Origin of the sequence: Pasteurella canis (assembly GCF_900454865.1) — a bacterium.
Classification (GTDB): domain Bacteria; phylum Pseudomonadota; class Gammaproteobacteria; order Enterobacterales; family Pasteurellaceae; genus Pasteurella; species Pasteurella canis.
In genome coordinates this window covers 1,430,819-1,446,986 of the sequence record NZ_UGTV01000015.1, presented here as the reverse complement: position 1 = coordinate 1,446,986, position 16,168 = coordinate 1,430,819, and the positions used below count along the sequence as shown (strand labels likewise).

Here is a 16,168-nt window from a genome sequence, read left to right as displayed (position 1 = left end):
AAAATAGGATGCACTTTTGTCTATTTGGAGAAAAAGAATGAGTTTTATTGGTAAATTTTTAGGATTAATTATAGGTTGGAAGTTTGGCGGTTTTTTTGGTGCAATTTGTGGCGTTATTTTAGGCCATTTAGGCGATAAGAAACTGTATGAGCTTGGTACTGTCAATTCGAGTTTTTTTAAAAGTAAAATTACGCGGCAATCATTATTTATGCAAACGACATTTGCTGTGTTAGGTCATTTAAGTAAAGCCAAAGGGCGTGTCACGGAAAATGATATTCAATTGGCAACACATTTAATGCAGCAAATGCAACTCGATGACGCTAATCGTCGTTTAGCACAAGAGGCGTTTAACCGTGGTAAATCAACAGATTTCCCACTGCGCCAAGTGATTCGTGAGTTTCGCCTTGGTTGTGGACAACGAGCAGACTTGTTGCGAATGTTTTTACATGTACAAGTACAAGCTGCTTTTGCTGATGCACAGTTAGAGCAAGGTGAGAAAGAGGTGTTATATGTTGTTGCTGAGGAGCTAGGTTTATCACGTTTTCAGTTTGAGCAGATGTTAGCGATGGAGTTTGCAGCTCGTCAATTTACACGAAGAGGTTACCAACAACAAGGTTATCAAAGCGGTTACGGCTATCAACAACACGACCAACAAAGTTATGGTAGTTATCAATCACATTCTGGACCAACAGTCGAGGATGCATACAAAGTACTTGGTGTCACAGCAACAGATGATCAACAGACAGTAAAACGTGCATATCGTCGTTTGATGAACGAAAATCATCCCGATAAATTAGTAGCGAAGGGATTACCAAAAGAAATGCTGGACATGGCGAAAGAGAAAACACAGCAAATCCAAGCTGCTTATGATTTAATTTGTAAGACTAAAGGCTGGAAATAATGTTATTTTCAGCAAAAGACCGTATCCCACTTTTACTGACAATAATTATTGTATTGACTGGAATATGGTCAGGTATTGAACCTTTCTCGAGAGCAGTATGGTATGCAGAGGTGTTACCAGTATGTTTAATTTTAGGACTGCTTATCGTTACTTACCGAATTTTTCAATTCAGTCATCTTGCTTATTTTTTAATGAGCCTTTGGATGATTCTACATTTTATTGGCGCACATTATACCTTTGAACACGTCCCATTTGATTGGGCAAATTCTTACTTGTCTTGGTTAGGAGAGGAACGTAACCATTTTGATCGTATCGCTCACTATATTATTGGGTTTTATAGTTTTCCCATGGCTGAATGGTTATTACGTCGTAAATTATGTGGTCCTGTACTAGCAGGCTTTTTTTCTTTATTCTTTGTTATGAGTTTTGCCGCAGCTTATGAATTAATTGAGTGGCAATATGCAGTTATTGCTGGTGGCGAAGAAGGAATCGCATTTTTAGGATCACAAGGCGATAATTGGGATGCACAAAAGGATATTTTAGCAGACACCTTAGGGGCTATTACTGCCTTAGTATTGTTTTATTTGGTGAGAACGGACAAACAATGCGTGTAATTTTAGCACCAATGCAAGGAGTACTTGATCCTTTTGTTCGCCAGCTTCTCACTGAAGTTAATTCCTATGATTTATGCATTTCTGAATTTGTGCGTGTAGTTGATCAGCTTTTACCTACAAAAGTCTTTTATCGGCTTTGTCCCGAACTTTATCAACAAGGTTTCACCTCTTCAGGGACGCCTGTGCGTATTCAACTATTAGGGCAACATCCACAATGGCTAGGCGAAAATGCTGTTCGCGCAATTGAATTGGGTTCTCATGGGATTGATTTGAATTGTGGATGTCCTTCAAAAACTGTTAATGGCAGTCATGGTGGCGCATCATTATTAAAACAACCTGAGTTGATTTATCAAGCAACTCACGCATTACGTCAAGCAGTACCGCAACATTTACCTGTCAGTGTTAAAGTTCGTCTAGGTTGGGATAGTGTTGAACAGGCGTTTGAAATTGCTGACGCTGTACAGCAAGGTGGTGCAACAGAAATAACGATTCATGGGCGAACAAAAACAGATGGCTATCGTGCAGATCGTATTAATTGGGCGAAGATTAATGAGGTTAGGCAAAAATTGCGTATTCCAGTAATCGCGAATGGTGAGATTTGGAATTGGCAAGATGGACAAAATTGTTTGGCTGCAACAGGCTGTCATGATTTGATGATAGGACGTGGTGCACTGAATATCCCTAATTTAAGCACTGTAGTCAAATTCAATCAACCCAAAATGGTATGGGAGCAAGTCCAAAAAATATTGCAGAAATATGCACATACTGAGAACCAGTTTGATACAGGTTTCTATCATGTAGCACGGATTAAACAGTGGTTAGGTTATTTAAAACAAGCCTATCCAGAAGCGCATAGTTTATTTGAATTAATCAAGACTTGTCATGATGGGCAAGAGCTAAGAATAAAAATCGATGGAGCAATAATTAAATGAAATACCAATGGCTTTTCTTTGATGCAGATGAAACGTTATTTTCTTTCGATGCATTTGCAGGGTTACAAAAATTATTTTCTGATTATGGAGTTGATTTTAAACAAACGGATTTTGAGGAGTTTCAGCGCATAAATAAACCACTTTGGGTACAATATCAAAATGCAGAAATTACAGCAGAGCAATTGCAAGTAACACGCTTTGCTAGTTGGGCAGCTCGCCTCAATAAAAAACCTGTGGAATTAAATGATCATTATTTAATAGCAATGGCAGATATTTGTAAGCCGCTTGAACATGTTGTAGAAACTTTAGCGGTCTTAAAAGAGTATGCTAATTTAGGTATCATTACAAATGGATTTACAACCTTACAACGTTTACGCTTAGAAAAGACAGGATTAGCCGATTGGTTTGAATTTATTACTATTTCGGAGGAAGTAGGTATTGCGAAACCTGATCCTCGCATTTTTGAACATAGTTTAAATTTAGCGAATGTAACTGATCGTAGTCAAGTGCTCATGATTGGGGATAATTTGGAGTCGGATATTTTAGGTGGGCATAATGCACAGTTAGATACATGTTGGTTACATTATACTCGTGAAAATACAACAAATATTACCCCTACTTATAGCATTGGGCGTTTTGATGAATTGCTAAAAATTGTTTCTGTTGAGTAAGCTATTTTTATATAAGAGGAAAACAAAAGAGCGGTCTTTTTTGAGAAAATATCGAGTGTTGAGCAGTAAGCTGTACATTGACATTTGCTAAACCTAGTGTGATTTGTCAGCTAGGTTTAGCAGTGAATATTGTATACTGATTTCAAGCTGCTAGGAGTGCGTTTCTTTTTTGCAATAACTGAATTAGACATCCAATCCAAGTACTTTACGGCCATTGATACTCGCAATATTCACCATTGCGTCTAAATCAGGGAAACGACAACCTGCTGCTAGTAGACTAAGTTCTTGCCACATATCACCCTCACATAATGGCACCATGTAATCGCAAATATTATCCGTACCAATTGCAACTGTAATACCCTCAGGAATCATTTCATCTGCAGGTGTTAAGGCATTGTGGAAGGGCATTAAGTCTTCTTTGCGGTTACTGTCGATCCACGCCATTGGACAAGCAATCATCATCATTTGTGCCTGACGCATTTTTTCATATAAACGGTAACGGTAATCTTTAGAGTGAGCACCAATAGAAATACCATGAATAGCGACTACGCGACCTTCCATACCATGTTCGATTGTTTTATCACAAAGCTGTTCTGTTTCTTTTTCTTTAGGTGAATTGAATTGATCAACATGAACATGGCACATAATACCACGTGATTTCGCCGTATCTAACAATATGTCCATTGCATCTAAGCCTCTTCCATAATCCAACTCATCACGATAAGGTAAGCCACCGATCATATCCACCATTTCCGCCCCAATATCAAACCATTGTCTTGCGGTAGGTTCAATGACACCTTTCAATGTTTGGTTTGCAAATTTTAACGTAATATCGTGCTTATATACTTCACGTGCTTTATGTGCTGCAATAATTGCACGATCTTCACAAATAGGATCAATATCAACAAAAGTACCAAAGGCAGTAACACCTTGTGAGATCATTAATTCAATAGATTGGCAAAAACGCGCATAATAATCGTCCACACTGGATGTACGTTTGACCTCATCTACTAAGTCCCATTTTTGTTGCAAATTACTGGTATGATAAATGCTAATTTTTTCTGGAGTCATTGTGAAGGCGCGATCTGCATGTGCGTGCGCATTTACCCAGCCTCCTTTTTTAATAATTTCATCTCTAATATAAGTTTTAAAACTACGAACATGATTTTTCATAATAGCTCCGTGAAAATATCAACATGAGGAAGAAGTGAGGTGCCGTAGATATAAAAAAATCCCCAATAAATGAGGATTTTTTATTAATTAAAAATAGAAATGAAATCAGGCCACGAAAGTGACTGATAAAATAACTAACAATGTTATGAAAAATTCTCTGATTTTTAATTAATAACATTATGTCTATATCCTAAAAATTGCCCGCTAGTATAAAGTGTTAAACCTGAAAAATATAATTGGTTTTGGCTATTGGTTTATGGGTAAATTTATATTTATTTTTCTATAAACGAGCGCTCTTGATTGAATACCTCAAGGAATAATCCTAACGGTGGTCGCTGGGAAGATTCTTTTTGATAGTCACGATTGTATTTCTGATAATTACCTTGACGATCAATATGATATTGTGTGCTATCAGGGGAAATAATGACATTCCAACGGTGGTTAGAGACTAAAACCCAGTTTGCTTCTTGATTTAAATTAAATAAATCTCTACCTTGAGAGTAATCTGCAATCGGGTTTTGCACGTTGAAAATATGTTTCATGACTGCGGGCAATAAATCCATATGACTAGTTAACTTGTCAATTTTTTGTCTTGGTAATGAATGCCAATGAATAATCATCGGGACTTGGATTTCATCTCGTGCAAAGTAATGATAGCGTTCTTTTTTACTTAGATCGTTAAATTGATAGCCATGTTCAGCTGTAATTGCAACGAAAGTATTTGTTAAGTCAATCATTGGTAGTATCGAGGATAATAAGCGATCGATTTCAGCTAATTCTAATTTGTAATTTTCATATGATAAATTTGGGCGAATATCGAGGCTTAAATAAGCCGCAAAAGGCTTATTTTGTACGTTTGTTGCTGCCAGCCAAGTTTTAAATAACGCAGTTTCTGATTGATTATTTGTTTTACGTGTTGAGTGACCAAGAGTTGGGAATAATGCTTGGCGGAACAAGGTCGAGTTAAATTGTGTACTAGAAAATAAGCCTAGCTGGTAGTTTTCTTGCTTTAACTTTTCAACTAATACTGATGCCGTTTTATTGCTAAGTAAACTATCCATGTAATTTGCACTTAAACCATAAAACAAACCTGTGAGCCCAGTGTTATTAGTATTTCCACTACTATAATGATGAGTAAATTGAGTTGATTTTGCGGCAAATTGAGATAAGTAAGGCATTTGTACTTCTGTTATCGCATCATAGCGCAAACCCGAAATAGTAATTAGGAGCATGTTAGGTGTTTGACTATCCATAAACTGGAGAGGCTGTTTGGGATAATTGATTTTTAGTGCATCTAGTCGCCCTTGCTGCTCAATAATTTGGTCATACTCTTCTTTATTTAAAAAACCATGTTTTTCCAAGAATGAACGAGCAGTCATTGGATAAGACAATGGAAAATTAGAGCGTTGCATCGTAATAGGACGATAAATAAACGCATCAGCCCAAGCATACATTAAATGGGTAGCAATGAAGGAACAAACAAAGAATACACCTACAGCTTTAAGCCATTTTTGGCGTTCTAGACTTCGTAACTTTTGCCAAGACCAACGCGAAAATACCATTTGTACTAATAAAATGATTGGCATTGGTGCAAAGAAAATTTGCCAGGTACGCGAGAGTTCACCATTTTCAGGATTGACTAATAAATTCCATACCACTGTTGATAAGTGTAAATTGAAGCGTGAGAAAACCTCTGTATCAACCAATAATAAAGTTGCACCAATTGTGGTGAGAATAACCGTAATACCACGGAAAGTACGCTGATTTTTAATGATAAAACTGAGTGGGAAAACAATTAACAAATAAAGAGCAAAAACAACAAAGCTAAAATGCCCTAAAATACTAATGAAAAAATAAAGTTTACCCAGTAGTGTATCTGGCCAATCTATAATAAAGGCATAGCGTGTGCCAATAGCGATTGCCCATAAAATATTAAAGAAAGCAAACCAGTGACCCCAAGATATTTTTCTTGAAGTTTCTTCGCGATATTGTTTGTTTGCTTTAATCCACATTATCTTTACGATTTTTTGTCACTAACTGAATGCAATAGGGCATCTGAAAAAGCCTTGGCTAATGCAGTGCGTTGATTTATTCCGACACTACTCACTAGTAAATTAGTGACCATATTGCCAAGAACAACAAGGGATAAGTCAACTGGTGCTTGATGTTTTTCTAAAACAGCAATCATATCATTTAAAATCACATCTATTTGTTTATCTTGATATTTTGAGTTTTTTGCCATGCTGGTTTTGAACCATAAAATAAAATTTGTGTTATATCATAACCGATTATTTTGTATATCCCAGCATTTTTTCTTATTTATAGTTAAAAAAGTGCGGTTATAATATGGAGAAGTTTTTAAGGCAAAATAGTAAATTAGTTATGAGTATAAATGTGAACGAAATTGTGCTTCACCAGTTAATAAAGTCGAGTGAAGAAAATGCAGTAAAATTAAGCACTTTGTTACGTGAACAAGTACTTACAATTACACCAGAAGTCGAACAAATGATGTTGCAGTTACATCAAGCTTATCAAAACAAAAGTAAAGCTTATGGTGTATTTCAAGATACCTCCCTTTTTGCCCAAGATTTAAATCGTTTCCTCGAAAATGAGAATGAATTTCTTGAATTTAGTCAAAAATCTACCATACTTTTAGCGACAGAACTAAGTAAGTATCCATTTGCTGATAACGGTACTCTCGTCTTTTGTCGCTATAATTTTTTAGCAACAGATTATCTGTTTATTGCATTGTTAGATAGTCGTGCGAGTATGTTAGTGGATGAGCATTTGGATATTCATCGTACACAGTATCTTGATATCGCACAGTTTGATATTGCTGCGCGTATTAACCTGACAGAATTAAAATTAGATGCAAGATCAAATCGTTATTTAACATTTGTCAAAGGACGTGTGGGGCGTAAAATTGGCGATTTTTTTATGGATTTTTTGGGCGCTGATGAGGGATTAAATCCTCAAGTACAAAATCAATGTTTATTGCAGGCAGTCAGTGATTATTGTGAACAAGGGGAGTTGAGTAAAGAACAAACTCAAGCAGTGAAGAAACAAGTATTTGAATATTGCAAAGGACAGATGAGCTCAGGTGAAGAGATTGAATTAAGGGAACTTTCTGCCAATATGCCAACTCTAAACGAGCGTGCTTTTGTCGAGTTTGCTAATGAACAGGATTATGGTTTGGAGACAAGTATTCCACCTGTGCGTTCAGCATTAAAATCTTTAACAAAATTTTCAGGTTCAGGCAAAGGTATTACTATTAGTTTTGAAGCAGAATTAATTAATCATCGTATTTTTTGGGATGAAAATACGGATACGTTAACTATTAAAGGATTACCACCAAATTTACGTGACCAGTTACAACGGCAATTAAAAGAAGAGAATTGATTTGGCAATCTATTAAAGTTTCGGTATTATCGTTCATCATTTGCAGTGTATAAAAAGGTAAAAAAATTATGCAATTTAAGTCAGTTATTAGTGTTATCGTGCTTGCATTCAGTATTAGTGCTTGCTCTAGTATAGATAAAGTTGTTTATCGTATTGATGTACCACAAGGCAATTATTTAGAAGCTGCAACAGTTAACCAATTACAAGTGGGAATGAATGTACAACAAGTACAATATTTATTAGGTACTCCTGTATTAATCGACCCTTTTAATAATAACAAATGGTATTATGTATTTTTACAACAAAAAGCGTATCAAACACCTGAGCAGCGTACACTAATTGTTAATTTTGATAAACGTGGCTTAGTAACAAGTTTTGATTTAGATAAACCTTTACCAGATGAAAGTAAACCTGCAATTAATAATGCGATTATTCAAGCAGAAAATACAGCTGCGAAGCGTTGGTGGCAGTTTTGGAAATAATTAACTTATAAGTTGTAATATTTTATTTTATCGCGTGAGCGTATTTTTTCGATTGGCCAAAGTTGAGGATAATCTATGCCTAAGATTTTGTTAGTTGATGATGATGTTGAATTGATAGAGCTTCTTGCGGAGTTGTTGACCTTAGAAGGCTTTGAAATTGATATGGCAAATAATGGCTTACAAGCATTACAAAAACTCGATCTTAGCTATGATTTAGTCTTGCTTGATATTATGATGCCTGTGTTAAATGGCGTTGAAACGTTAAAGAGAATTCGTCAGGAATTTAGTGTTCCCGTTATTATGTTGACGGCACGTGGCGATGATATTGATCGTATTTTAGGTTTAGAGCTCGGCGCAGATGATTATATCCCGAAACCATTTAATGATCGTGAACTTGTTGCACGGATCAAAGCAATTTTACGTCGTACACACCAAGCAACACCTTTAGGTATTGTTGAATTAAAAGATAATCGTAGTGAGTTTATGTTCTGCGGTATTACACTTTATCCTGGACGGCAACAAGCTTTTTATAATGATAAAGATTTAGAGTTAACAGGTACAGAATTTGCGTTGTTACAAAAACTAGTCTTAAACTCGGGACAAATTCTTTCACGGGAATCTTTAAGTCTTGAGATTCTGGGTAAGCAACTCACACCATTCGATCGCGCAATTGACATGCATATGTCAAATTTGCGTAAAAAATTACCTCCTCGTATAGACGGCTCACCTTGGTTTAAAACATTAAGAGGTCGTGGTTATTTGTTAGTTTCAGAGAGATAAATAAAAAGGCTATTATTTAGATAATAGCCTTATGAGTATTCTATGCCATTTGCGAAAGAAAGTTATTTTAACACTATTTCATTCCGTATTTTTGCCTTTTTCTGGCTTACTTTTTCCTTGTTATCAATTCTAATTTTTTCAATTCCTTATTTTGATTCTCGTATTTATTCTGAATTAAGTGAAAAAGAGCTTTCTGCTTATCAACAAGAGATAATTACCTCTATTCGTCACAATCAAATTGCTCGAATTTTAGCAGGTGTTCCTCTTTCTCACACAGATCGCCTTGACGCGATTCGCCCTGTTTTAGTTGATGAAAGTGATGAGCGTAATATTTTGGGTGCATCTGCTGCTGAAATTCCACTTTTATCACAATTTATGTATTCTTCCTCTAATCCGACTAAACCACTGAAAAAGGTTTTTGGGGATGTTAGGATTGTTGGTCCTTTTTCCATTCAGTTAGGTGGTGAAGCAAATAAGTCTTATACGTTATATTTTATTGATCGCGTAAATGCGCAAAAAGAAATCATGAGCTTTGTTTTTGCTCACCCAGTGGTGCTTGTAGCATTGTTAATTTTAATTTCAACACCTTTATTGTGGTGGTTGGCACGAAGTATTGGTAAACCAATTAAGAATTTACAAATGTCTGCAAAAGCGGTCTCATTAGGTGACTTCAAAATAAATAAAGAGTTGGAAACTAAGGGGGCGCTTGAATTACGTCAAGTAGGACAAAGCTTTAACCAGATGACAGAATCATTAGAGGAACTACTGTCTAGTCAGCAAGTATTACTTTCTTCTATTTCTCATGAATTACGTACGCCATTAACGCGCTTACAACTGGCGCTAGCGTTATTGCGTCGTCGAGTGGGTGAAGAAAATAGCGAGATTCAGCGAATTGAGATTGAAGCGCGTCGTTTAGATAAAATGATTAATGATTTATTACTGTTATCTCGCCAACAATTAAATAGCCATGTTGTACGTGAAATTTTTCCTATTAACGAGTTGTGGGAAGAAGTATTGGAAGATGCTATTTTTGAAGCAGAACATCGTCATCTTCGTTTTACTGTGCGACAAAATGTCTCTCAACCATATAAGTATTATATAAATGGCAATAAAGGATTGTTGATTAGTGCAGTAGAAAATATTGTACGTAACGCTTTGAAATATACGCGTAGTGAAATAAAAGCCTCCATTTTCTTAAAAAAACAAGAGTTAATGATCATTATTGATGATGATGGGAGCGGATTAGATGAATCCGAATATGAAAAGATTTTTCAACCTTTTTATCGTGTCGATGAAACGAGAACTCGAGAGACTGGTGGGACAGGATTAGGGTTAGCTATCGTGGCAAATGTTGTTAAAGAACATCATGGTGCTGTTTGGGCAAGTGCAAGTCACTTAGGTGGATTATGTGTGAATTTACGTATTCCTTTATGGATTAATAGCTAATTAAAATGCCACAATATTGTGGCATTTTTTATAATTCAATTAAGTTTAGGTGTCGCGGCGAGAGTTTGGAGCTTACGTACAATTAAGTTCAATACTACACCATAAGCAGGAACAAATAATAAAATACCGATGACTAATTTGAATAAATAATCGACAAATCCTAATTCCATCCAGTGTACAGCCATAAAAGGATCGCTGCTTGCATAGAAAGCAATTGCGAAGAATAAGAACGTATCTGCCATTGAACCAAAAATCATTGAGCTTGTGGGGGCTATCCACCATGTTTTTAATTGACGTAAACGGTTGAATACTAATACATCAAGTAACTGACCAAATACATAAGCAAAAAAGCTGGCAATAGCAATACGGAACACAAATAAGTTGAATGTACTGAGTGCACTAATACCTTGATATTGACTATCAGAGAATAAAGTAGAAATGACATAACTAATAATCAGGGCGGGAATCATTACGACAAAAATAATCCATCTTGCTTCTTTTGCGCCAAATATACGTACAGTTAAATCTGTTGCTAAGAAGATAAATGGAAAAGTGACGGTTCCCCACGTACTGTGGAAACTAAAGTCTTTTGATGCGCCTAAAACACTTAGTGGTAGTGTAATTTCAAATGGGATTTGAACCAAGTAGTTACTTGCAGCAATAATAAAAATATGAAAAAAGCTTAAAACGATTAAAGCTCGACGAGTTTGTTGATCACTAAAGATCGAAAGTGAATGTTTCATTGTCATACCTTTTTGATTGTTAATTGGGGTGAGGGAACCCAAAAGTAAATAATAAATTGTCATTCGCTAATTTGCGAGGTCCACATCATACGGATTTCAGCTTAGAATGCAAGCGACTTTCAGAATTAAACATTTGCAGTCATAAAGAATCTCGTTACAATAAGTTCAATTTTAATAAATTAGGACAGTTATGTTTATTCTTTATACATTGATTGCATTAGCTGCTGGTGTAGCGCTGGCTTCTCAAGCCGCGATTAACTCACAGCTCGCTAAGGCAATGGGAAATGAGCCTTTAATTGCGACATTTATTTCTTTTAGTACTGGTGCACTTCTTTTACTAGTATTGACACTCATTAAAACAGATTTATTCGCAAATCTTTCTACTGTGACGCAGCATTCTTGGTGGAAATTTATTGGTGGTGCTTTAGGCGTTTTAGTCGTGTTTACCACAATATTATTATCCCCCAAAATGGGCATTACGAATATGTTGTTTTTTATTATTGTTGGGCAATTAATCACAGCGATGATTATTGATCATTATGGTCTTATTAATATGCCTGTACGTGAGGTGAATGTCTTTAAGTTAATTGGGTTAAGTATTGTCGGCTTAGGACTTGTGACTTTCTTTTTTGGTGATAAGCTAATGAAGCTCTGGAGTTAATTTAAGGCTGAAAAGTGCGGTGAGTATTGGTAAGAATTTGATTCTATTAAGACGGGATTATTTATAGAGGGTTAATCATGCAAAAAGTAACATTGAAAATTGAAGGAATGCATTGTGGTGGCTGTGTTAAAAGTGTCACTCGTATTTTACAAGAGTTTGATGGTGTTGAGATAGCTGAGGTTAATTTAGAATCAGCAAATGCTGAAGTTACGTTTGAACCAAGTCAAGTGAGTATTGAAGAGTTGATCGAAGCAGTTGAAAATGCTGGATTTGAAGCACAACAAGCCTAATATTTGTAATCAAAATAAATAGACTGATTTATCAGTCTATTTTTTTAGCAAAGCTAATGGCTCACTTATAGGATAAAAGATGCAACAAAAAATCACAATTCAAATCGAAGGAATGACTTGTCAAGCTTGCGCAAGTCGCATAGAGAAAGTGCTGAATAAAAAAACTTTTGTACAGCAGGCTTCAGTTAATTTTGCTAGCGAACAAGCGCAAGTCATCTTTGAAGATGATACACACTCAATACAAGATATTTTACAGATTATTCAAAACACAGGTTTTTCAGGGCGAGTGAAAACAGATGATGAAGCTATCGTAGTTGAAAAGCAAGCAAGTCATTGGCGGTTATGGCTTTTGCTGTTGATTAATATACCTTTTGCCATAGGCATGTTAGGTATGTTATTGGGTAAACATCATTGGATGCTACCTGCATGGTGGCAATGTGTTTTAGCGTCAATTGTCCAGTTTTGGTTAGCGATTCCTTTTTATAAAAGCGCATGGGGGAGTATTAAAGGAAGATTGGCTAATATGGATGTGTTAGTCAGTTTAGGGACGTTGAGTATTTATTTTTATTCCGTTTTTATGCTTCTTTATAGCGGTGAACATACGGGGCATAGTATGCCGCCTGTGTATTTTGAGGCAGGGGTTATGGTGTTAGGCTTCGTCAGTCTAGGAAAATTTTTAGAAGAACGTACCAAAAAGCACAGTTTAAATAGTTTAGGTTTATTGCTTAAGTTGACACCGAAACAAGTAAAAGTGTTTCGTGAACAACAATGGCAAGATATTGCATTGGATCAAGTACAAGTTGGTGAGCTATTGCGTGTGAATCAAGGGGAACGTATTGCGGCAGATGGTATTGTACAAAGTGGTAGTGGTTGGAGTGACGAAAGCCACTTGACGGGAGAGTCGAAACCTGAAATGAAAAATGCAGGGAGTAAAGTACTCGCGGGTTCAATATTAAGTGAAGGGACTTTAGTTTATAAAGCAGAGCAATTAGGTAGCCATACTTTATTAGGTGATATGATGAATGCCCTGTCAGATGCACAGGGAAGTAAAGCACCTATTGCACGTTTTGCTGATAAAGTTGCTGCTGTATTTGTGCCTGTGGTGATGAGTATTGCGTTATTGACTTTTATTTTAACTTACTGGATTGAAGAAAATGCAGTGACAGCTTTGATTCATGCGGTAGCCGTATTAGTGATTGCTTGTCCTTGTGCTTTAGGTTTAGCAACGCCAGCAGCGATTATGGTTGGTATGGGTAATGCAGTACAACGTGGGATTTGGTTCAAAGATGCGGCTGCGATGGAAGAAAGTGCGACTGTCAATGCAGTAGTATTAGATAAAACAGGTACGTTAACAGAAGGGAAACCACAGATTGTGACCTATTGGCTTGAGCAAGATATAGGTTATTCAGCAACAGAACTATTACGGATTGCTGCTTCGGTTGAACAACATGCCAATCATCCTTTGGCGAGAGCGATTGTACAACAAGCCAATGAGCAGCAATCGACTTTGTACAAAACAACACAAATTCAGACCGCACTTGGGGAAGGAATTCAAGCGAATGTCGAAGGGATTGGAGTTGTAAAAGTGGGGAAGCCAGATTACTGCCAATTATCACTACCCACATTGGCAGATCCTGTTTGGCAAATCGCAAGTATTGTTGCTGTGGCTGTGAATGAGCAACCTATTGGGGCATTTGCTCTTGCTGATAGTTTGAAAGCAGATTCGATAACTGCGATTGAGCGTTTAAGAAAACAAAATATTGATGTGTATATCATGAGTGGTGATCAACAAAGTGCGGTAGACTACATTGCTCAACAACTGGGTATTACCCAAGCGTATGGGAACTTATCGCCACGCGATAAAGCAGCCAAAATTCAGCAACTTAGAACGGAAGGTAAAGTTGTTGCTATGGTCGGCGATGGGATTAATGATGCGCCTGCACTAGCTATTGCGAATGTGAGCTTTGCAATGAAAAATGGTGCTGATGTTGCGGAACATACTGCTTCTGCAACGTTGATGCAACATTCTGTTAATCAGATGGTAGATGCGTTATTGGTTTCACAAGCTACTTTAAGAAATATTAAACAAAATCTCTTTTTTGCTTTCATTTACAATATATTAGGAATTCCACTCGCAGCGTTAGGCTTACTTAACCCGATTATTGCGGGGGCTGCAATGGCGCTGAGTTCAGTTTCTGTGTTAATGAACGCACTACGCTTAAAGTCGCTGAAACTGGAGCAATAGCAAAGGTTAATTGAGATTAAAAAGCCTATGGAATAACATTATTCGATAGGCTTTTTCTGTTATGTTAGTTATTAATTTTAGCAGATAAAATAACAAAGCGTAAATCATAGGGGTTATTTTCGTCTGCTTTACGCCATTCTTCATACTCAATTTGCCAATCCTGCCAGTCAATAGTCGGAAAATAAGTATCGCCTTCTAATTCAGTTTGGATTTCTGTGAGATAAAGTTTGTCTGCTTGTGGCAAATATTGTTTAAATAGTTCACCACCACCAATGAGCATAATTTCAGTGGCGTCGTTAATAAATTCTAGCGCACTTTCCAGACTATTTCGCCAAATAATGCCTTGATGTTGATAAGGTTGGCGTGAGAGCACAATGTTAGTTCTATTCGGTAATGGACGTCCAATACTTTCAAAAGTTTTACGTCCCATAATAACAGGTTTGCCAGTTGTATGTTTACGGAACCACGCTAAGTCAGCGGGCAGATGCCAAGGCATTTGGTTATCTTTTCCAATAACAGCATTTTTCGTCATCGCAACGATAAGGCTAAAAGTCATATAATTATCCTGTGATTCAACCAGAAAAGTACGTTTACTATAACATAATTTCAGTTGTAAAAAACGACGTTATCTTGTGAGGTTAGGTAAGATAAAATTAATGCTTTTTTTAGTTATTAATGGTAATTTAGCCACAATTTTAGACCCAAAAATAAGATGGTGCTTAATATGAAAATAGATAAAACGATCGTAGTAAAATTTGGTACTAGCACTCTGACACAAGGAACAGTAAAATTAAATTTACCCCACATGATGGAAATTGTGCGCCAACTTGCCCAATTACATCAAGCTGGTTTTCGTTTAGTCATTGTGACGTCTGGTGCAATTGCAGCAGGTCGCCATTATTTGAACCACCCTAAACTACCACCAACAATTGCCTCAAAGCAGCTTTTAGCTGCAGTTGGACAAAGCCAACTGATTCAAACATGGGAGAAACTCTTTGCTATTTATGATATTCATATTGGGCAAATTTTATTGACTCGGGCAGATATTGAAGATCGTGAGCGCTTCTTAAATGCGAGAGATACTTTGCGTGCTTTACTAGATAATCAAATTATTCCTGTGATTAATGAAAATGATGCAGTTGCAACTTCAGAAATTAAAGTGGGCGATAATGATAATTTATCTGCACTTGTCGCGATTTTAGTACAAGCTGAACAACTGTATTTATTAACTGATCAACAAGGTCTTTTTGATAGTGATCCACGCAAAAATCCAGCAGCAAAATTGATTCCAGAAGTGGATAAAATTACAGATCATATTCGTTCAATTGCAGGTGGTAGTGGAACAACATTAGGTACGGGGGGGATGTCCACAAAAATTAGTGCCGCAGATGTTGCAACGCGTTCAGGTATTGAAACGATTATAGCTCCAGGTAATCGCGCAAATGTCATTACTGATTTAGCTTATGGTGAAGGCATTGGAACAAAATTTACTGTTCAAGCGGATCGCTTAGAAGGGCGTAAACAATGGCTGTATGCTGCACCAGCTGCAGGCGTGATTACAATTGATGAAGGGGCAGAAAGTGCGGTATTGATTCAATATAAATCATTACTACCTGCGGGCATTGTTCATGTGGAGGGGCGTTTTTCGCGTGGTGAAGTAGTGAAAATTCGCACACGACAAGGTAAAGACATTGCGTTAGGTGTACCACGCTACAATAGTGATGCATTGCATTTATTGAAAGGCAAAAAATCGCAAGATATTGAGCAAATTTTAGGTTATGAATATGGCTCAGTTGCAGTACACCGAGATGATATGATTGTGCTATAAATT

At 36.7% G+C, this 16,168-nt stretch carries 17 protein-coding genes; 12 read left to right on the top strand and 5 right to left on the bottom strand.

The genetic code is table 11. The features are described 5' to 3' along the window. The first annotated feature begins 37 nt into the window (after positions 1–37). From djlA to yjjG, 4 genes are read left to right on the top strand one after another with little or no spacing between them, the layout of a single operon-like run. A complete protein-coding gene (djlA, locus tag DYE19_RS07400) occupies positions 38–901 on the top strand; it encodes a co-chaperone DjlA (RefSeq protein WP_049215477.1) in 864 nt (287 codons plus the stop codon). Beyond that, positions 901–1,515: a DUF2238 domain-containing protein gene (locus tag DYE19_RS07395; RefSeq protein WP_049215475.1), complete on the top strand. Its 615-nt coding sequence runs from the start codon at positions 901–903 to the stop codon at positions 1,513–1,515. Before djlA ends, DYE19_RS07395 begins: the two co-directional genes overlap by 1 nt. Further along, positions 1,506–2,447 carry a tRNA dihydrouridine(16) synthase DusC gene (gene dusC, locus DYE19_RS07390; protein ID WP_115323138.1) on the top strand — a complete coding sequence of 314 codons (942 nt, stop codon included), beginning with the start codon at positions 1,506–1,508 and terminating at the stop codon, positions 2,445–2,447. The genes DYE19_RS07395 and dusC overlap by 10 nt, the downstream gene beginning before the upstream one ends. Further along, complete coding sequence (yjjG, locus tag DYE19_RS07385; protein ID WP_049215471.1) at positions 2,444–3,118, top strand: pyrimidine 5'-nucleotidase; 675 nt, start codon at positions 2,444–2,446, stop codon at positions 3,116–3,118. Before dusC ends, yjjG begins: the two co-directional genes overlap by 4 nt. Before the next feature lie 183 nt (positions 3,119–3,301). Here the strand turns inward: yjjG and DYE19_RS07380 are convergent, their stop codons facing one another. The 3 genes from DYE19_RS07380 to DYE19_RS07370 form a co-directional block, all read right to left on the bottom strand. Next, the gene (locus DYE19_RS07380; RefSeq protein ID WP_049215469.1) at positions 3,302–4,291 is read right to left on the bottom strand and encodes an amidohydrolase family protein; all 990 of its coding nucleotides are present in this window, start codon (positions 4,289–4,291) and stop codon (positions 3,302–3,304) included. A gap of 272 nt (positions 4,292–4,563) precedes the next feature. Beyond that, positions 4,564–6,303, bottom strand: a complete 1,740-nt coding sequence (locus DYE19_RS07375) for a DUF3413 domain-containing protein (RefSeq protein ID WP_115323137.1) — start codon at positions 6,301–6,303, stop codon at positions 4,564–4,566. 5 nt (positions 6,304–6,308) lie between these two features. After that, a complete protein-coding gene (locus tag DYE19_RS07370; protein ID WP_049215465.1) occupies positions 6,309–6,533 on the bottom strand; it encodes a YejL family protein in 225 nt (74 codons plus the stop codon). A gap of 140 nt (positions 6,534–6,673) precedes the next feature. Here DYE19_RS07370 and yejK point away from each other — a divergent pair, with 140 nt between their 5' ends. The 4 genes from yejK to cpxA all read left to right on the top strand — a co-directional run bounded on the left by yejK (position 6,674) and on the right by cpxA (position 10,398). Further along, positions 6,674–7,690 carry a nucleoid-associated protein YejK gene (yejK, locus tag DYE19_RS07365; protein WP_115323136.1) on the top strand — a complete coding sequence of 339 codons (1,017 nt, stop codon included), beginning with the start codon at positions 6,674–6,676 and terminating at the stop codon, positions 7,688–7,690. A 68-nt stretch (positions 7,691–7,758) separates the two neighbouring features. After that, entirely contained in the window at positions 7,759–8,172 is a 414-nt protein-coding gene (bamE, locus tag DYE19_RS07360; RefSeq protein WP_049215463.1) for an outer membrane protein assembly factor BamE, read from the top strand. A 75-nt stretch (positions 8,173–8,247) separates the two neighbouring features. After that, a complete protein-coding gene (locus tag DYE19_RS07355) occupies positions 8,248–8,952 on the top strand; it encodes a response regulator (RefSeq protein WP_049215461.1) in 705 nt (234 codons plus the stop codon). 42 nt (positions 8,953–8,994) lie between these two features. Further along, positions 8,995–10,398 carry an envelope stress sensor histidine kinase CpxA gene (gene cpxA / locus DYE19_RS07350; protein ID WP_115323135.1) on the top strand — a complete coding sequence of 468 codons (1,404 nt, stop codon included), beginning with the start codon at positions 8,995–8,997 and terminating at the stop codon, positions 10,396–10,398. Positions 10,399–10,433: 35 nt separating this feature from the next. On the opposite strand, the gene DYE19_RS07345 is transcribed toward cpxA, so the two are convergent. Beyond that, on the bottom strand, positions 10,434–11,141 hold the full coding sequence (locus DYE19_RS07345; RefSeq protein WP_115323134.1) for a 7-cyano-7-deazaguanine/7-aminomethyl-7-deazaguanine transporter: 708 nt from the start codon (positions 11,139–11,141) through the stop codon (positions 10,434–10,436). 190 nt (positions 11,142–11,331) lie between these two features. Between DYE19_RS07345 and DYE19_RS07340 the strand changes: the two genes are divergently transcribed. From DYE19_RS07340 to DYE19_RS07330, 3 genes are all read left to right on the top strand, one after another. After that, complete coding sequence (locus DYE19_RS07340; protein WP_049215455.1) at positions 11,332–11,802, top strand: DMT family transporter; 471 nt, start codon at positions 11,332–11,334, stop codon at positions 11,800–11,802. A gap of 77 nt (positions 11,803–11,879) precedes the next feature. Further along, positions 11,880–12,092, top strand: coding sequence for a heavy-metal-associated domain-containing protein (locus tag DYE19_RS07335; RefSeq protein WP_049215453.1), 213 nt, complete (start codon positions 11,880–11,882; stop codon positions 12,090–12,092). A 79-nt stretch (positions 12,093–12,171) separates the two neighbouring features. Then, the gene (locus DYE19_RS07330) at positions 12,172–14,337 is read left to right on the top strand and encodes a heavy metal translocating P-type ATPase (protein ID WP_115323133.1); all 2,166 of its coding nucleotides are present in this window, start codon (positions 12,172–12,174) and stop codon (positions 14,335–14,337) included. Positions 14,338–14,401: 64 nt separating this feature from the next. Here DYE19_RS07330 and folA read toward each other — a convergent pair whose 3' ends face one another. After that, on the bottom strand, positions 14,402–14,893 hold the full coding sequence (gene folA, locus DYE19_RS07325) for a type 3 dihydrofolate reductase (protein ID WP_115323132.1): 492 nt from the start codon (positions 14,891–14,893) through the stop codon (positions 14,402–14,404). Positions 14,894–15,061: 168 nt separating this feature from the next. Here folA and proB point away from each other — a divergent pair, with 168 nt between their 5' ends. Then, positions 15,062–16,165, top strand: coding sequence for a glutamate 5-kinase (proB, locus tag DYE19_RS07320; protein WP_115323131.1), 1,104 nt, complete (start codon positions 15,062–15,064; stop codon positions 16,163–16,165). The last annotated feature ends 3 nt before the right edge of the window (positions 16,166–16,168 follow it).

What these genes read in the sequence shown, in the direction of transcription:
- djlA (WP_049215477.1), top strand. Translation starts at nt 38, where the DNA reads ATGAGTTTTATTGGTAAATTTTTAGGATTAATTATAGGTTGGAAGTTT.
- DYE19_RS07395 (WP_049215475.1), top strand. Translation starts at nt 901, where the DNA reads ATGTTATTTTCAGCAAAAGACCGTATCCCACTTTTACTGACAATAATT.
- dusC (WP_115323138.1), top strand. Translation starts at nt 1,506, where the DNA reads ATGCGTGTAATTTTAGCACCAATGCAAGGAGTACTTGATCCTTTTGTT.
- yjjG (WP_049215471.1), top strand. Translation starts at nt 2,444, where the DNA reads ATGAAATACCAATGGCTTTTCTTTGATGCAGATGAAACGTTATTTTCT.
- DYE19_RS07380 (WP_049215469.1), bottom strand. Translation starts at nt 4,291, where the DNA reads ATGAAAAATCATGTTCGTAGTTTTAAAACTTATATTAGAGATGAAATT.
- DYE19_RS07375 (WP_115323137.1), bottom strand. Translation starts at nt 6,303, where the DNA reads ATGTGGATTAAAGCAAACAAACAATATCGCGAAGAAACTTCAAGAAAA.
- DYE19_RS07370 (WP_049215465.1), bottom strand. Translation starts at nt 6,533, where the DNA reads ATGGCAAAAAACTCAAAATATCAAGATAAACAAATAGATGTGATTTTA.
- yejK (WP_115323136.1), top strand. Translation starts at nt 6,674, where the DNA reads ATGAGTATAAATGTGAACGAAATTGTGCTTCACCAGTTAATAAAGTCG.
- bamE (WP_049215463.1), top strand. Translation starts at nt 7,759, where the DNA reads ATGCAATTTAAGTCAGTTATTAGTGTTATCGTGCTTGCATTCAGTATT.
- DYE19_RS07355 (WP_049215461.1), top strand. Translation starts at nt 8,248, where the DNA reads ATGCCTAAGATTTTGTTAGTTGATGATGATGTTGAATTGATAGAGCTT.
- cpxA (WP_115323135.1), top strand. Translation starts at nt 8,995, where the DNA reads ATGCCATTTGCGAAAGAAAGTTATTTTAACACTATTTCATTCCGTATT.
- DYE19_RS07345 (WP_115323134.1), bottom strand. Translation starts at nt 11,141, where the DNA reads ATGAAACATTCACTTTCGATCTTTAGTGATCAACAAACTCGTCGAGCT.
- DYE19_RS07340 (WP_049215455.1), top strand. Translation starts at nt 11,332, where the DNA reads ATGTTTATTCTTTATACATTGATTGCATTAGCTGCTGGTGTAGCGCTG.
- DYE19_RS07335 (WP_049215453.1), top strand. Translation starts at nt 11,880, where the DNA reads ATGCAAAAAGTAACATTGAAAATTGAAGGAATGCATTGTGGTGGCTGT.
- DYE19_RS07330 (WP_115323133.1), top strand. Translation starts at nt 12,172, where the DNA reads ATGCAACAAAAAATCACAATTCAAATCGAAGGAATGACTTGTCAAGCT.
- folA (WP_115323132.1), bottom strand. Translation starts at nt 14,893, where the DNA reads ATGACTTTTAGCCTTATCGTTGCGATGACGAAAAATGCTGTTATTGGA.
- proB (WP_115323131.1), top strand. Translation starts at nt 15,062, where the DNA reads ATGAAAATAGATAAAACGATCGTAGTAAAATTTGGTACTAGCACTCTG.